The organism is Corynebacterium callunae (assembly GCF_046592015.1).
GTDB classification, from domain to species: Bacteria; Actinomycetota; Actinomycetes; order Mycobacteriales; family Mycobacteriaceae; genus Corynebacterium; species Corynebacterium callunae_A.
Genome location: NZ_JAWVOB010000009.1, coordinates 34,025 through 48,859, shown reverse-complemented (window position 1 = coordinate 48,859; position 14,835 = coordinate 34,025). Strand labels below are relative to the sequence as shown.

The following is a 14,835-nucleotide window of genomic DNA, read 5'->3' as shown; positions in this document are numbered from 1 at the left end:
TGGCGTCGACAAGCGTCTTAGATCTTGAAGTATGGCAGTGCGAAACCAATTGCTGCCAGGATGGCGGCGATAATCGCGAAAATGCCCAATCCCTTAGCGCTGTCAGAGCTGCCGTCAGCAGGCTCTTCGGTGCCTGGATCAACAGGTGCCTCGACGGACTTCAGGTTGAAACCAACCTTGATGGGGTCGTGGTCAGAGGAGCGGAAAGGATCCGCGGTGTAGACGTCGGTGATGTTGTTGAGGCGACGGGAGTACTCAAAGGCGATAGACTCATCGGCGTTGATATCCCAGACCTCGGCGTCAACTACGTTGTCCATGGCTGCGGCGTTGCCCAGGGCGTGGTCGAGGGAACCGATGCGGCCATCAAATTGGTAGCTATAACCTGCATCGAATTCCTCGGCGATATTGCTATAACCAGCATCATAAAGGGTGGTCATAGAATCTTCGCGGGCGTAGGAGTTGGTATCACCCAGGATGAATACTGGCTTGGATGCCCAGTCATCCTGCTCTTCGAGGTGCTTGATCAGCGCCTGAGCCTGTGCAACACGGACATTAGCGTTGGAGCCCTGGCCGTCGCCGGTGTCGGCATCGCCATTAGCTACAGAACCCTTGGACTTGAAGTGGTTTACAACACCGACGAAGGATTCCTTGGTTTCATCCAGTGGCTGGAATTCCTGTGCCAGCGGCTGACGTGCAGTACCGGTGAATGCAGCATCGTCAAAGATGCGGGATTCGCCAACTGGCTTCACAGTGGTCTTGTCGTAGATGAAGGCAACGCGGATGTAATCCTCATCGGTGCCGAGCTTAGCTGGGGACTCTACAGCTGCCCAACGATCAGAGCCTGCTGCTGCGTTGAGGGCAGCAACTAGGGTGTTGAGGGCCTCATCGCGATGGGTCTTATCGCCGGTGACAGTAGCGGTGTTTTCAATTTCCTCAAGGCCGAGCACATCAACGTCAAGGCGGTTAATGGCAGCGACAATCTTGGCCTGCTGATCAGCCAAAGCCTCATCGGAGAATGCACCGCGGACATCGCAGTTATTGGCAGTAACTGGGTCGCCATAGATATCGGTATAAGCAGCGCAACCTGCTTCATCCTCACCCAGGGAGGTGAAGTAGTTGAGCACGTTGAAGCTTGCGATGTGGTAATCGCCAGCCACGGTATCGATGGATGCAAGTTCTGCAGCGCGGGAATCTTCCCAGGTGATAGGAAGTTCGTCAGCAGCGGTATTGCCGGTTACTGGGGTGGTGGGCTGGAATTTCCACAGGTCAAAGCGGTAATCAAAGATCACTGGGGTCTGGAAATTCACCTGATCGCCGGTGCGGATTGCCTTGATGGTGGAACCACTATCTTGCACAATCCAAGGCATAGGAACGGTGTTGTCACCGCGGGTGTAGTTGCCGGAGCGACCATCATCCAAGGTGATTTCCTTGGCTGCATTTGCTGCTTCATAGTCAATCGCAGCCTGGCCTGGCGCCACCATTTCAGTTGCCTGGTACAAAGGCTCGGTGCCAGGAGCCAGTGCAATTTCACCGTAGGTGTTGAGACCATAGTTGTTGGTCACGGTGTGTGCGCCGGTGGGCTGCAACAACATGCCTTCATAAGCTTCGCGGATGTCATCGCCAGCTGGCACGGTATCAAGTGCGGTAGGAGTGACAGCCTCAAAAGGAATTGGGGAAGGAACATAAGAAGAGTTCCCCAGCTGGGTCATGTCATAGTATTCAGCGGCGGTACCGGTGACGGTGACGGAATCGCCAATTGCTGGGTAGGTGCCGTTGCTGCCGACATAAACAAAGATGCCATCGGAAGCCTGGCCTGCAGACTTTAGAGTAGCGCCGGTACCAGGGGTCTGGATGTAGTAGCCATTGAATCCGCCCTCTGCATAAACCGCGGTAACAATGCCTTTGGTAGTAACAATCTGGCCGGCGAGGGGGGTTTCAGCGCCGGTGCCCTGAATATCAGCAATGCTGGTAATGGTGCCCGGGGTTGATGGTTCTGCTGGGGTATCGGTATCACCCGCGAAAGGTGCCTTTGGGGTGGGGGTTTCAGCCAAGAAGTCGAGCGAATTATCTTCGAGATCCACTACATCGATTTTGCGCTGTACTGAAGTGCTATTTGAGGTAGCAGGAGCTGCTGCTACTCCCTCAAATTGATTTGCGCTGCCGTATCCGACCAGGTCAACAACTTCGGAGCTAGCGTTCTTCAGTTCTACGGCGCCATTGGAGCCACTCATGGACAGCGTGCCGATGGCATCTGGGGCGGGCAGCGCGCCGGTGTTATTTGAACCTGCGTTTTGCTGAATTAGGTAGTAGCTACCTGGGGCGATGCTACCGGTCAAAGTGGTGGTGCCACCGGGGTTGCCGGAAGCAGAATAATAAGCCACACTCCAGCCATCAAGAGAAATAGCAGCGTCAGTGGGGTTGTATAGCTCAATGAAGTCATTGGAGTAAACAGAGCCGGAGTTGCCGCCACCTCCATAAACCTCGGTGATAACAGGTAGGGTGCCGTCCATCTTGGCAGTGGCAGCAGGGGCGACAGCCAAGCTGGCCGCGGTTGCACCGGCGAGGGCAAGTGCCAGGGTGCGCGCAGAAATGCGAGTCATGTAGAAGACCTTTGTTCAGATGAGAAATATCCTTACAAAACGTATGACTTACCGCAGAAACTGAGACGGCGCTGAGTAACACTTCTTATCCAGCTGGGGGTTTAGCTTAAGGTATCCTAAAATTCACCTTTTGTCTGTAGATAATTCAATTTTCCACCCACCTCCGCGGGGGTACAGCTTTTCAGCTAGGGTGGCGGCCATGAGCACCTTTAAAAACCTAAAAATAACGCTTAACGACGGATCCCCCGCGACGATGGGCCTGTGGGATGGACACTTACTTTTGGTAGTTAATGTGGCCTCGCAATGTGGTTTAACTCCGCAATATGAAGGGCTGCAGCGCCTTTATGAAACCTATAAAGAGCGCGGACTTGTGGTGGTGGGCGTGCCGTGCAATCAATTTAGAGGCCAAGAACCCGGAACCAATGCCGAGGTATGTTCCTTCGCCCAAAATACTTATGGTGTCAGCTTCCCCTTGTTGGCCAAAACTGAGGTTAATGGTGAAAATGCCCACCCCCTTTACAAGCACTTAAAGGCGGAAACTGGCGGGGAGGAGATTGGGTGGAATTTTGAGAAATTCCTCGTAGATGCAGAAGGTAACATCATTGAACGCTTTGCTCCCCAAGTAGAACCGGAGTCAGCGGACATTGTGCGTGCCATCGAGGCGAACTTACCCCGCTAGGGTCTGGCTAGGTTTGGATAGTTCCACGGGTTACACTTGTGCACGTAAAACATTGTCGTCCCCATTTCTTGAGTTAGGGAAAATACCGTGGCCCGTGTTGTTGTCAATGTCATGCCTAAGGCTGAGATTCTGGATCCCCAGGGGCAGGCGGTACACCGCGCCCTTGAACGTATCGGTGTAACTGGAGTCTCCGATGTGCGTCAGGGAAAGCGCTTCGAACTAGAAGTTGATGATTCCGTCACCGAAGCTGATCTTCAGAAGGTTGCTGAGACTCTCCTCGCAAACACCGTCATCGAGGATTTCGATGTTGTGGGAGTTGAGGTCGCCAAGTGAGCGCCAAGATCGGTGTAATTACTTTCCCAGGAACCCTAGATGACGTCGACGCAGCACGCGCCGCACGTATTGCAGGCGCAGAAGTAATCAGCCTCTGGCACGCAGATGCAGATCTCAAGGGAGTAGACGCCGTGGTTGTACCCGGTGGTTTCTCCTATGGCGATTACCTGCGCACCGGTGCGATCTCTGCGCTGGCTCCTGTTATGCAGTCCGTTATTGAGCAGGCCGGTAAAGGCATGCCAGTTCTGGGAATTTGCAATGGCTTCCAGATTCTTACTGAAGCCCGCCTCCTGCCAGGTGCTTTGACCCGCAACCAGGGTCTGCACTTCCACTGTGTAGATACCCACCTCGTTGTGGAAAACAACTCCACTGCCTGGACCAACACCCTGGAGCAGGGTCAGAAGATCCTCATCCCAGCAAAGCATGGCGAAGGCCGCTTTCAGGCTGATGCAGAAACCATCGCAGAACTCGAAGGCGAAGGCCGCGTGGTATTCCGCTATACCGATAATTTCAACGGTTCCATTAACGGAATTGCCGGAATTACCAATGAGACCGGTCGTGTTGTCGGTTTGATGCCACACCCAGAGCATGCCGTCGAAAAGCTTACTGGCCCGTCAATTGACGGCCTTGAGCTCTTCCTGTCCGCCATCGGCACCATCGCTGCCTAAGGAGTCAGAGAAAAATATGAGCACCTTTATCAACGACACTGTCGAAGACGCCATCAAGAACCCAGATCTCGAGCAGCCTTATGCCGCGCTGGGACTCAAAGATGATGAATATGCCCGCATCAAGGAAATTCTGGGTCGCCGTCCCACCGACGCTGAGCTGACCGTTTACTCTGTGATGTGGTCGGAGCACTGCTCCTACAAGTCCTCCAAGGTTCACCTGCGTTACTTCGGTGAAACCACCACCCCTGAGATGGCCGAAAAGATTCTGGCCGGCATCGGCGAAAACGCTGGTGTGGTTGACATCGGAGATGGCAACGCCGTGACCTTCCGCGTTGAGTCCCACAACCACCCATCCTTCGTGGAACCTCACCAGGGTGCAGCGACCGGCGTCGGCGGTATCGTCCGCGACATTATGGCCATGGGCGCACGCCCCATCGCTGTGATGGACCAGCTGCGCTTTGGCGCCATTGACAACCCTGACACCCAGCGCGTTTTGCCTGGCGTTGTGGACGGCATTTCCCACTACGGTAACTGCCTTGGCCTGCCAAACATCGGCGGCGAGACCGTCTTTGATGATTCCTACGCTGGCAACCCACTGGTCAACGCACTCTGTGTGGGCACCCTGAAGGTAGAAGACCTCAAGCTGGCTTTTGCTTCCGGTACCGGCAACAAGGTCATGCTTTTTGGTTCCCGCACCGGCCTTGACGGCATCGGTGGTGTTTCTGTCCTGGGTTCTGCATCCTTCGAGGAAGGCGAGGAGCGCAAGCTTCCTGCCGTCCAGGTTGGTGACCCTTTTGCAGAAAAGGTTCTTATCGAATGCTGCCTCGAGCTGTACAAGGCTGGCGTAGTTGTTGGTATTCAGGACCTCGGTGGCGGCGGACTGGCTTGTGCCACCTCTGAGCTGGCAGCAGCTGGCGATGGCGGCATGCGCGTTAACCTGGACAATGTTCCACTGCGCGCAGAGAACATGTCTGCAGCTGAGATCCTTGCTTCTGAGTCCCAGGAGCGTATGTGCGCAGTTGTGACCCCAGAAAACGTTGATCGCTTCTTGGAGATCTGCGCTAAGTGGGATGTCACCTGTGCCGAAATCGGCGAAGTTACCAATGAAAAGGGCCGTTACCAGGTCTTCCACAATGGTGAGGTGGTTATCGACGCACCTGCAGACACCATCGACGAAGGCCCTGTTTACAACCGCCCAGTGATCCGCCCTGAAAACCAGGATGAGCTGCAGCTTGAAGCTGAAATTGCACATCCTGTTGAGGCAGCGGAAATCAAGGACGCATGGCTCAAGCTGGTTTCTTCCCCAGCACTGTGCTCCCGTGCGTTTATCACCGAGCAATACGACCGTTACGTGCGCGGCAACACCGTGCAGGCTAAGAACGCCAACGCTGGCGTTTTGCGTATCGACGAAGAGACCAACCGCGGTGTAGCAGTATCCGCCGATGCTTCCGGTCGTTACACCAAGCTGGAGCCAAATACCGGCGCTCGTCTGGCTTTGGCTGAGGCTTATCGTAACGTGGTATCCACCGGCGCTCGTCCGGTTGCTGTGACCAACTGCCTGAACTTCGGATCCCCTGAAAACCCAGGTGTGATGTGGCAGTTCAAGGAAGCAGTACACGGCCTTGCTGATGGCTCCAAGGAACTGGGTATTCCAGTCTCCGGCGGTAACGTCTCCTTCTACAACCAGACCGGTGAAGAGCCAATTCTGCCTACTCCTGTAGTTGGCGTGCTCGGCGTTTTGGACAATGTAGAAAACAGCATTGGCAATGTCCTTCCTGCAGAGGATCAGGATCTCTACCTACTGGGTGAAACCTTCGATGAATTCGGCGGCTCCATTTGGCAGCAGATCTCTGGCGCTGGCCTCAACGGCCTGCCACCACAGGTTGACCTGGCAAATGAGCAGCGTTTGGCAGAACTCTTTGTGGGTTCTGATCTCTTCACCGCTTCTCATGACCTTTCTGAAGGTGGCCTGGGCCAGACCCTGGCGGAGCTGGCAATCCACGCAAACAAGGGTCTTGAGGTTAACCTCGCAGATATCCACCCATCCTTGTTCACCGCGTTGTTTGCAGAATCCGCTTCCCGCATCGTGGTTGCCACCAACCGCGGCGCAGAATTGGAAGCACGTGCAGCCGAGCTGGGCATTCCATTCTTCAAGCTCGGTCGCAGCAATGACTCCGCAGTGATCACCGTTCAGGGTGCAGATGTTGCAGTGGAGGTGTCTGTTGCTGAGCTTCGCGAGGCTTGGACCAACACCTTGCCTGAGGCTTTTGGACACGCTGTGGGCGCAAACTCTGTTGTTCAGTAAAAGATCAGATTAAAGCGCCGTAGAATAAATCCGGGTACCGCATTAGCGGGCCCGGATTTCTTGTCTTTTAAAATATATTGGGAATGTATAAATAGCGGAAGGAGGAAGAGGGAAGTGGCACATAATCGGGAAAAACCACCAATCGACGAGCATAAAAACCCTGAAGAAGTGCAGCAAAAAGTCCGGAAGTCCCCGACCGGGCATTTTGATGAACCCCTTCGTGAGCTAAAAAAATATGTTCTTGATAGAGGCGAACGTCCAGTTACGCGCGGGTTATTCCATCTCATTGCAGCTTTTCTCAGTCTGATTTCAGGCGCGGTGCTGAGCACCTACGCCTGGATGGAATTGCCTTGGGTGCAAGCACTGGGGGTAACCGTCTACGCAGTAGCAATGCTAGGGCTATTTGCCGTCTCTGCGGCATATCATCGGGGTCCCTGGCGGCGAATGCGAACAGTGGCGTGGTGGAGACGCGCCGACCATTCCACAATTGCAGTATTCATCGCAGCAACTTATACACCCTTATGTCTGCTGGTTCTTAAGCCCAGCACCGCAGCATGGATGCTCTCAATCGCCTGGATTGGCGCCATCGCAAGCGTAATCATGAACATGGTGTGGATTAACCACCCACGTTGGCTCAGCGTGGTGGTCTACATGGCACTGGGATGGCTCATTGTTCCACTTATCCCAGAGCTGTGGGCAGGGGCCGGCCACACGGTGGTGTGGTTGCTCTTTATCGGTGGAATTGTTTATACCGCCGGAGCCTTGGTGTACGGATTCCGTTGGCCGGGCCGAAACGCCAGAATTTTGGGCTATCACGAACATTTCCACATTGCCACCATCGTGGCAGCAGTAATTCACTTAGTTGCAGTGTGGTTAGTGGTTGCCGGAGCTTAATTCACCAAGCTCCAGTACACACAGCAACGCCCCGTTAATTAACACCTCAGTGGCGTTAATTAACGGGGCTATTTTGAGCCCTGAGGCTTTTAGCCTCAAGCCTCAGTGGCGCGCTAAGCCTCTGTGCAAATTAATCGATCTGCATTGGCACATGGCGCGGGAACAGTGGCATAGGGGAGTATTCAGCACGCAGGTCGCGCAAAATATTGGCATGTTCTGCCAGCTGGATATCCTCTGCGGTACGAGGTTCAAACTGCGGTGCTGGCAAAGGATTGCCATCAACATCAATGGCAAGATAAGTCACAGTTGCGTGGATAGCGGTTTCTAGCTCTGCGCGGCCACGGTGCGGATCGCCAGCACGGACGTGAATAGACATCTGCATAGAGCGCTTATCAGTACGCATCATGCGGGCGTCAACCTCAATGAGATCGCCAATCTGAATAGGCTGATAAAAACGGATACCGCCAGCGTAAACCGCGACCGTTCGGCTAGACGCCCATTCCATGGTGCAGGCAGTTCCAGCCTCATCAATCCACTCCATGGCGGTACCACCATGAACCTTGCCACCCCAGTTAACATCGGTGGGCTTAGCCAAGAAGCGAGTAATCAAACGCGGAGCTTCAGAAGGGCCAGCGTAGGTCTGCTTCTCCATCTCGGTTTCAATGGCTTTACGCAGCAAAATACGAGACTCTGCAGACTCCAAGACACGCTGCTCTTCCTCATTCTTGGGCACAAAGGTAGGCACCGCCTGCGCACGGCCGGTGGCGGTATCCTTGGCCACGAAAATAACGAGGCAGTCGCAGGCGCGGGTATAACGGCCATCGCGTGGATCTGCTGAGAGCACTTCATTAACAATGTGCATGGAGGAACGACCAGTCATGGCCACGCGGGAACGAACTTCCACCATGTGGCCGGAAGGAATAGGCCTGGTGAAGTGGATATGACCCACGTAAGCAGTCACACAATATGTGCCAGACCATTGGGTGGCGCAGGCATATGCAGCCTTATCGATCCATTCCAATACACGACCGCCGCCAACGCCCTGGCTACCAGCCATCAAAACGTCGGTGGGGGCAGCCATAAAGCGGAGGGTGACCTCGGGCGAGCGAGTGGTATTTTCGGTGTGCGTCTCAGACATAGGGATACTTTAACGGTTCGTACTAGGGTAAGTGCTCATGAGGATTGATCCCGCGGAAACGCGAGCCGCAGTTCTTGCCGTGCAAGACTGGATTAAAGACCAAGAAAACACCGAAAAGCCAGGTAAAAAGCTGCTTGCCGACGCAACCCGGCTCAGCGTCCGACTGTTAGCTCAGGACGCGCCGGGGCACAGCGTCGAAGTGCGAGTACCCCCATTTGTGGCAGTCCAGTGTATCGACGGACCCCGCCATACTCGTGGCACCCCACCCAATGTTGTGGAAACTGATGCCCACACCTGGTTGTGCCTGGCAACAGGAGAAATAACCTTCGCAGAGGGCGTCGAAAGCGGCAAGATCAGCGCATCTGGCACCCGTGCCGGGGAGATCGCAGACTGGTTGCCCGTGGTGCCTTTTTAGGTTATGAGGTCCGTATTAGTTTCTGGGGAAGTGAAAGACTACGATTTGTGCATGTGGCACTAAATGATCAGCACACGCTTCCTGGTTCTATGGTAAACACCGATTATCCCTTGGATGATCACAACGAACAAGCTCCGCGTGAAGAATGCGGCGTGTTTGGTGTGTGGGCACCGGGCGAAGAAGTTGCAAAGCTAACCTATTTCGGACTTTTTGCTCTCCAGCACCGTGGCCAAGAGGCTGCCGGCATCGCTGTGGGCGATGGTGAACAAATTTTGGTCTTTAAAGACTTGGGCCTGGTGTCACAAGTTTTTGATGAACCAATTTTGGAATCACTCCGTGGCAATATTGCTATCGGACATACCCGTTACACCACCGCAGGTGGCAATACCTGGGAAAACGCCCAGCCCATGTTCCGCATGGCGCCGGATGGAACAGATATTGCCCTCGGCCATAACGGTAACCTTATTAACCATATTGAGCTGCGTGATCGAGCAACCGAACTCGGTTTGGTCGATCCGCTGAAAAAGCCCTCCGACACCGACGTGCTCACCGCACTGATGGCTAGTGGAGTCCGCGAAGGCCGTAGCCTTTTTGATTCAGCTAAAAGCTTGCTTCCAGAGGTGGAAGGCGCATATTGCCTAACCTTCACCGATGGACACACCCTTTATGCAGCTCGTGATCCTTTTGGCATTCGCCCACTGTCCATTGGCCGCCTGGCTAGTGGCTGGGTAGTTGCCTCCGAAACCTCTGCCTTGGACATCGTCGGTGCTTCCTTGGTGCGCGAGGTTGAACCTGGCGAACTGATCGCCATTGATGAATCTGGCCTCACTTCTACTCGTTTTGCTGACGTACAGCGCAAGGGCTGCGTCTTTGAATACGTTTACCTGGCTCGTCCAGACTCTGTAATCAAGGGCCGAAATGTCAACGAGGTACGCCTTGAGATCGGCCGCAAGCTGGCTCAGGAAGCCCCTGCAGTAGGCGATCTTGTGATCCCAACTCCAGAATCTGGCACCCCAGCTGCCGTGGGCTTTGCCCAGGCTTCGGGAATTCCTTTTGGCCAGGGCATGGTCAAAAATGCCTATGTTGGCCGTACTTTTATTCAGCCTTCTGATACTTTGCGCCAATTGGGTATTCGTCTCAAGCTCAATCCTTTGCGCGAAGTTATTGCCGGTAAGCGTCTGGTTGTTGTTGATGACTCCATCGTGCGTGGCAATACCCAGCGTGCAGTTATTCGCATGTTGCGTGAAGCAGGAGCTGCCGAAGTCCACGTCCGCATTGCCTCCCCACCTGTGAAGTGGCCTTGCTTCTACGGCATTGACTTTGCTACTCCAGGTGAGCTCATTGCTAACGCCGTAACAAGCGATAATGAGAAGGAAATGGTGGAAGCTGTACGTTCCGCTATCGGCGCCGATTCCCTCGGTTATGTCTCCATTGACAGTATGGTGGAGGCAACGGAACAGCCGGTCAATGAGCTGTGTCTAGCCTGCTTTGATGGCAAATACCCCATGGGATTGCCACAGGGCAATAGCAATGCTGATCTGGTGCGCAAAATGCAAGCAGCGCGCCAAGATAAGATCGTGAACTGAAAAACTTTTTAGTTCACGGACTTCCTTTGAAATTTATAATCCAAAACCCAAGCAGGAGAAGCGAAGAACACGATGAGTGATCACCAAGACACCACCGCCGAAGGCGTTTCATACGCAGCTGCCGGAGTCGATATTGAAGCCGGCGACCGCGCCGTCGAATTGTTCGCTCCTCTGGCCAAGCGTGCCACCCGCCCTGAGGTTCGAGGCAACCTCGGTGGCTTTGCAGGCCTTTTTGAGCTCGGAAAGTACAACAACCCTATCCTGGCCGCTGGCTCTGACGGCGTAGGAACCAAGCTTGTTATTGCCCAGATGATGGACAAGCATGACACCATCGGCATCGACCTCGTTGCCATGTGTGTGGATGACTTGGTGGTTACCGGTGCAGAACCACTCTTCCTGCAGGATTACATTGCTATCGGCAAGGTTGTTCCAGAGCACGTTGCCCAGATCGTCTCTGGCATCGCTGAAGGCTGCATCCAGGCTGGTTGTGCACTGCTCGGTGGCGAAACCGCAGAGCACCCAGGCGTAATGGAACCAGATCACTACGATGTTTCTGCAACTGCCGTGGGCGTTGTGGAAGCTGATGAGCTGCTCGGCCCTGACCGCGTCCGCGCTGGCGATGTGCTCATCGGCATGGCTTCCTCTGGCTTACATTCCAATGGCTACTCCCTAGCCCGCCACGTCCTCCTCGACATCGCTGGTTTGCCACTTGACGGACACATGGAAGAGCTGGGCCGCACCTTGGGTGAGGAACTGCTGGAGCCAACCCGCATTTACTCCAAGGACTGCTTGGCATTGATTGCTGAGTGCGAAGTTCACACCTTCTGCCACGTCACAGGTGGTGGACTTGCAGGCAACCTGGAGCGTGTCATCCCTGAAGGCCTGGTTGCTGAGATGTCTCGCGGCACCTGGACCCCAGGTCAGATCTTCCGCACCATTGCTTCCTTGGGCAAGGTTCCTCGTGAAGAGATGGAAAAGACCTTCAACATGGGTGTTGGCATGGTTGCCGTCGTTGCTGAAAAGGATCGCGATCGCGCCCTGGCAATGCTGACCGCCCGCCACATTGATTGCTGGGAGCTCGGCACCGTACGTAACGGTGAGGAAGGCGATCCCCGCGTTATCCTCAACGGCGAGCACGCTGGTTACTAAATAACCGCCCACCAAAAAGAAGAGCTGGTCCCCATAGGGGATCAGCTCTTTTTGCTATCTAATCCGCCAGCTAGCCCCTCGGGAAGAAGATCCACAAAGGTGCTAAAACTCGCCTCAATAGCCCATTACAGGCCTGTAGGGGGGGGGCGTCGAAACGCCAACGACGGCACACGGCTTGTCTCGGGCAAAGTCCGTGGAGTGCGGGAACACAGAGGGAAGTACTCCATAAACTTGTCCGGGAAAAACCATGTGCCGTCGTTGACGGTAGTAGTGAACGGGACATTGACCGTTAGAGAGGTGAAAAATACACCTTGAAACGGTCGCAAAGCCACCGGATGATGAGGTTAGGGTGCTTATCTAAGCCTGTGGTGAATGAACACCTGCAAAGGTGCACACTCAACAAAACTTAGAATCGCAAGATGATTAACTCAGTTTTTAGCGAGTGCCAAAGGCACGCTGTGAGTCATCGCCCTCGTCCCAGTCCGCATAGTCTGCGTACTGGTCCTCTTCATCAGGGGCATCGGAGTAGGAACGCCGGGGAGACTGGTTGGCCAGCTCCCGCTGCAGTGAATCGAGATCCATGTCTGGAGAGCTGTACTTCAACTGGCGAGCAACTTTGGTCTGTTTTGCCTTCGCGCGACCGCGACCCATTGCCTGACCCCCTTGGAGTGAGCGGGCCAATCCTGGGAATTCGGATGGCCCATGGGCTTTTCAAGATGTTTTGACTGTATTCCTGATAGACACAATAGCCTGTTCTGCCGAAAATTTCCGCAACGTGGGTCTGACCTGCGCAAAGAGAAAGCAAAATCGCCAAAGTAGACGACTTTGATCACAATAAAAAGTCGCCTCTTTGGAGGGGTTTAAAGCTGCAAAAAATTACAGCTGCAATTTAGCTAACTTAGTTCTTTGCCTTTGAAACGGTTAACTGCCAAACGTCCAGGCGCAACGCCATCGTCCTTGGGGAGCAGATCGCGGTCAACATTGACTGCAACCTCGTTAATGTGCAGCTCACCATCAAGCGCACTGCGCTTTACCAGGCCAAGAGCAATGGGGCCATAGTCGGCATCATGCACCACGGTGCCTAGACGGCCAACCGTGCGGGCACCCGCCTTGATCTCTGCTCCAGGCACTGGGTCCTGCGGCGCTGAGCCGTCGAGATGCAAAAGCACCAGCAAACGGGGTGAGCGGCCAAGGTTGTCCACCCGGGCCACCGTCTCCTGGCCGCGATAGCAGCCCTTGTGCAGGTGCACTGCGCCGAAGTGTTCCTCGGTGCCAATCCAGTGTGGAATCTCATGCGGGATGGTCTTATCGTCCAAATCGACGCCCAGCTCAGGATCCTGAGCTTTAACCCGCTCGGCCGTGTAGGCCATGAGTCCAGCCAGGCGTGCACCAGCGTCTAATAGCTTGTCGACGCCCGCTTGGAGGGAGTTGCGCGGAATGCCTAGGTCAATGCGGGTTGGTCCATTCCAATCAACCTGGCGCTTGAAGACATGCTCAGGCAAGGGGATTTCCTTGCCTAGGAGGGTGATTATGGCGATATCGGCTTCACTAACAGTGACATCCGACCAAAAGATCATCTTTTGCAGGTATGCCAGTAGGGAATCGAATTCAGCTGCCGAGGTGTCAAGGTAAAACACCTTGTCAACGACAGTGATCATCATGGTGTGTTGGATACGGCCCTGGGCATCTAGGTCAAGTGCACCTGCACTAAAACCATCTGCGACGGTATCAACTTTTTGGGACAAAATATTATTGAGGAACGCTGGGGCATCAGGTCCGTCGACTTTAATCACCTTGCGATTGGAACGGTCAACAAGACCTGTTCCGGTTTCGAAGATGCGTTGCTCGACGAGAGGGGAACCGTAATGCCACGCGACGCCTTCAGTACCCGCTTGAGCAGCGGCGTCCTGAGCTTCTGCAGCTCCATCCCGCGTTAGCAGGGGAGAGATGTAGCGCTGAGGAACCTGAGTGGTGTCGTTCGCGACCTCGGAGAGTTCGTTAGCCACAAAGGTAATGATACGCACAAAACGTGGGGAAGGGTTATTTCACATTTGGGCCAGGTGGTTAGAACCAGCGAGCGGAAACTCAAGAAGGGGGGCATAATCAGGGGTTATGGCGTTTGAACCCGATGTTAAGCCCGTACCAGCTCCAGTCATCATGATTGTTGAGCCTTATGGTGGATCAATCCGACAGCAAAACCCCAACCTACCAATGGTCTTTTGGGATGATGCTGCACTGACCCGCGGTGACGGCGTTTTTGAAACTCTTCTCATTCGAGAGGGACGTATTTGCAACCTGGAACGCCATGGGGCGCGTTTTAAAGCATCGGCAGCGTTGCTGGGGCTACCAGAGCCAGACTTAGCGCACTGGGAGAAAGCAACCCGGATGGCGATGGAAACCTGGTACGCCCATCCTCATGCCACTGAGGCGTCGTGTACGTGGACTCTTAGCCGCGGTCGCTCTTCTACCGGCCTGGCCTCAGGTTGGCTCGTACTGCAGCCCATTTCCGCAGATAAGATCCTGCAGCGGGGACAAGGTGTCTCGGTCATGACCAGCTCACGCGGTTATACCGTAGAAGACCATTTGCCTGGGATTGATGTGGTGACAGGTGAGACTAAGGGCAAAATCCCAAAGAACCCTGCACCGTGGTTGACAGTGGGCGCAAAAACCTTGTCCTATGCAGCAAATATGGCAGCCCTGCGCTACGCCCACGCCAACGGTTTTGATGATGTTATTTTCACCGATGGCGACCGCATTCTTGAGGGAGCAACCTCTACTGTGGTGAGTTTTAAGGGCGACAAACTAAGAACTCCCACCCCAGGTGGCGATATTTTGCCGGGCACCACCCAGGCAGCACTTTTTGAATACGCCACTTCAAAGGGCTGGCGCTGCAAGGCTAGGGAGTTGAGCCTGGATCACCTTTACGGCGCCGATAGCGTGTGGCTGGTGTCCTCGGTGCGCATTGCGGCGCGGGTAACCAAACTAGATGGCAATAAGCTGCCCAAGCCCAACAATGAAAAAGAAATAAGGGCCTTGATTAACAAGGCCCTTGGATAAAACCGCTTAAA

At 54.5% G+C, this 14,835-nt stretch carries 13 protein-coding genes; 9 read left to right on the top strand and 4 right to left on the bottom strand.

What is annotated here, in order from left to right; translation table 11 throughout:
- Nucleotides 1–17 precede the first annotated feature (17 nt).
- Entirely contained in the window at nucleotides 18–2,600 is a 2,583-nt protein-coding gene (locus tag SFC07_RS10410; RefSeq protein WP_411208187.1) for an ExeM/NucH family extracellular endonuclease, read from the bottom strand.
- A 199-nt stretch (nucleotides 2,601–2,799) separates the two neighbouring features.
- Here SFC07_RS10410 and SFC07_RS10405 point away from each other — a divergent pair, with 199 nt between their 5' ends.
- The 5 genes from SFC07_RS10405 (at nucleotide 2,800) to trhA (ending at nucleotide 7,479) form a co-directional block, all read left to right on the top strand.
- The gene (locus tag SFC07_RS10405) at nucleotides 2,800–3,279 is read left to right on the top strand and encodes a glutathione peroxidase (protein WP_411208186.1); all 480 of its coding nucleotides are present in this window, start codon (nucleotides 2,800–2,802) and stop codon (nucleotides 3,277–3,279) included.
- 87 nt (nucleotides 3,280–3,366) lie between these two features.
- On the top strand, nucleotides 3,367–3,612 hold the full coding sequence (gene purS, locus SFC07_RS10400) for a phosphoribosylformylglycinamidine synthase subunit PurS (RefSeq protein WP_411208185.1): 246 nt from the start codon (nucleotides 3,367–3,369) through the stop codon (nucleotides 3,610–3,612).
- On the top strand, nucleotides 3,609–4,280 hold the full coding sequence (gene purQ / locus SFC07_RS10395; RefSeq protein ID WP_411208184.1) for a phosphoribosylformylglycinamidine synthase subunit PurQ: 672 nt from the start codon (nucleotides 3,609–3,611) through the stop codon (nucleotides 4,278–4,280). The genes purS and purQ overlap by 4 nt, the downstream gene beginning before the upstream one ends.
- 16 nt (nucleotides 4,281–4,296) lie before the next feature.
- A complete protein-coding gene (purL, locus tag SFC07_RS10390) occupies nucleotides 4,297–6,585 on the top strand; it encodes a phosphoribosylformylglycinamidine synthase subunit PurL (RefSeq protein ID WP_411208183.1) in 2,289 nt (762 codons plus the stop codon).
- Nucleotides 6,586–6,753: 168 nt separating this feature from the next.
- Nucleotides 6,754–7,479 carry a PAQR family membrane homeostasis protein TrhA gene (gene trhA, locus SFC07_RS10385; RefSeq protein ID WP_411208267.1) on the top strand — a complete coding sequence of 242 codons (726 nt, stop codon included), beginning with the start codon at nucleotides 6,754–6,756 and terminating at the stop codon, nucleotides 7,477–7,479.
- Nucleotides 7,480–7,609: 130 nt separating this feature from the next.
- Here trhA and SFC07_RS10380 read toward each other — a convergent pair whose 3' ends face one another.
- Nucleotides 7,610–8,617 carry an acyl-CoA thioesterase gene (locus SFC07_RS10380; protein ID WP_411208182.1) on the bottom strand — a complete coding sequence of 336 codons (1,008 nt, stop codon included), beginning with the start codon at nucleotides 8,615–8,617 and terminating at the stop codon, nucleotides 7,610–7,612.
- Nucleotides 8,618–8,654: 37 nt separating this feature from the next.
- Here SFC07_RS10380 and SFC07_RS10375 point away from each other — a divergent pair, with 37 nt between their 5' ends.
- The 3 genes from SFC07_RS10375 to purM all read left to right on the top strand — a co-directional run bounded on the left by SFC07_RS10375 (nucleotide 8,655) and on the right by purM (nucleotide 11,767).
- On the top strand, nucleotides 8,655–9,032 hold the full coding sequence (locus tag SFC07_RS10375) for a sterol carrier family protein (RefSeq protein WP_411208181.1): 378 nt from the start codon (nucleotides 8,655–8,657) through the stop codon (nucleotides 9,030–9,032).
- 89 nt (nucleotides 9,033–9,121) lie between these two features.
- Nucleotides 9,122–10,618, top strand: a complete 1,497-nt coding sequence (gene purF / locus SFC07_RS10370) for an amidophosphoribosyltransferase (protein WP_411208266.1) — start codon at nucleotides 9,122–9,124, stop codon at nucleotides 10,616–10,618.
- A 72-nt stretch (nucleotides 10,619–10,690) separates the two neighbouring features.
- Nucleotides 10,691–11,767 (top strand): phosphoribosylformylglycinamidine cyclo-ligase, encoded by a 1,077-nt coding sequence (gene purM, locus SFC07_RS10365; protein WP_411208179.1) that lies wholly within the window; start codon nucleotides 10,691–10,693, stop codon nucleotides 11,765–11,767.
- 435 nt (nucleotides 11,768–12,202) lie between these two features.
- On the opposite strand, the gene SFC07_RS10360 is transcribed toward purM, so the two are convergent.
- Together SFC07_RS10360 and SFC07_RS10355 are read right to left on the bottom strand one after the other, a co-directional pair.
- The gene (locus SFC07_RS10360) at nucleotides 12,203–12,418 is read right to left on the bottom strand and encodes a DUF3073 domain-containing protein (protein WP_411208178.1); all 216 of its coding nucleotides are present in this window, start codon (nucleotides 12,416–12,418) and stop codon (nucleotides 12,203–12,205) included.
- 242 nt (nucleotides 12,419–12,660) lie between these two features.
- A complete protein-coding gene (locus SFC07_RS10355; protein ID WP_411208177.1) occupies nucleotides 12,661–13,773 on the bottom strand; it encodes a YgfZ/GcvT domain-containing protein in 1,113 nt (370 codons plus the stop codon).
- A gap of 106 nt (nucleotides 13,774–13,879) precedes the next feature.
- Between SFC07_RS10355 and SFC07_RS10350 the strand changes: the two genes are divergently transcribed.
- Complete coding sequence (locus tag SFC07_RS10350; RefSeq protein ID WP_411208176.1) at nucleotides 13,880–14,824, top strand: aminodeoxychorismate lyase; 945 nt, start codon at nucleotides 13,880–13,882, stop codon at nucleotides 14,822–14,824.
- Nucleotides 14,825–14,835 lie beyond the last annotated feature (11 nt).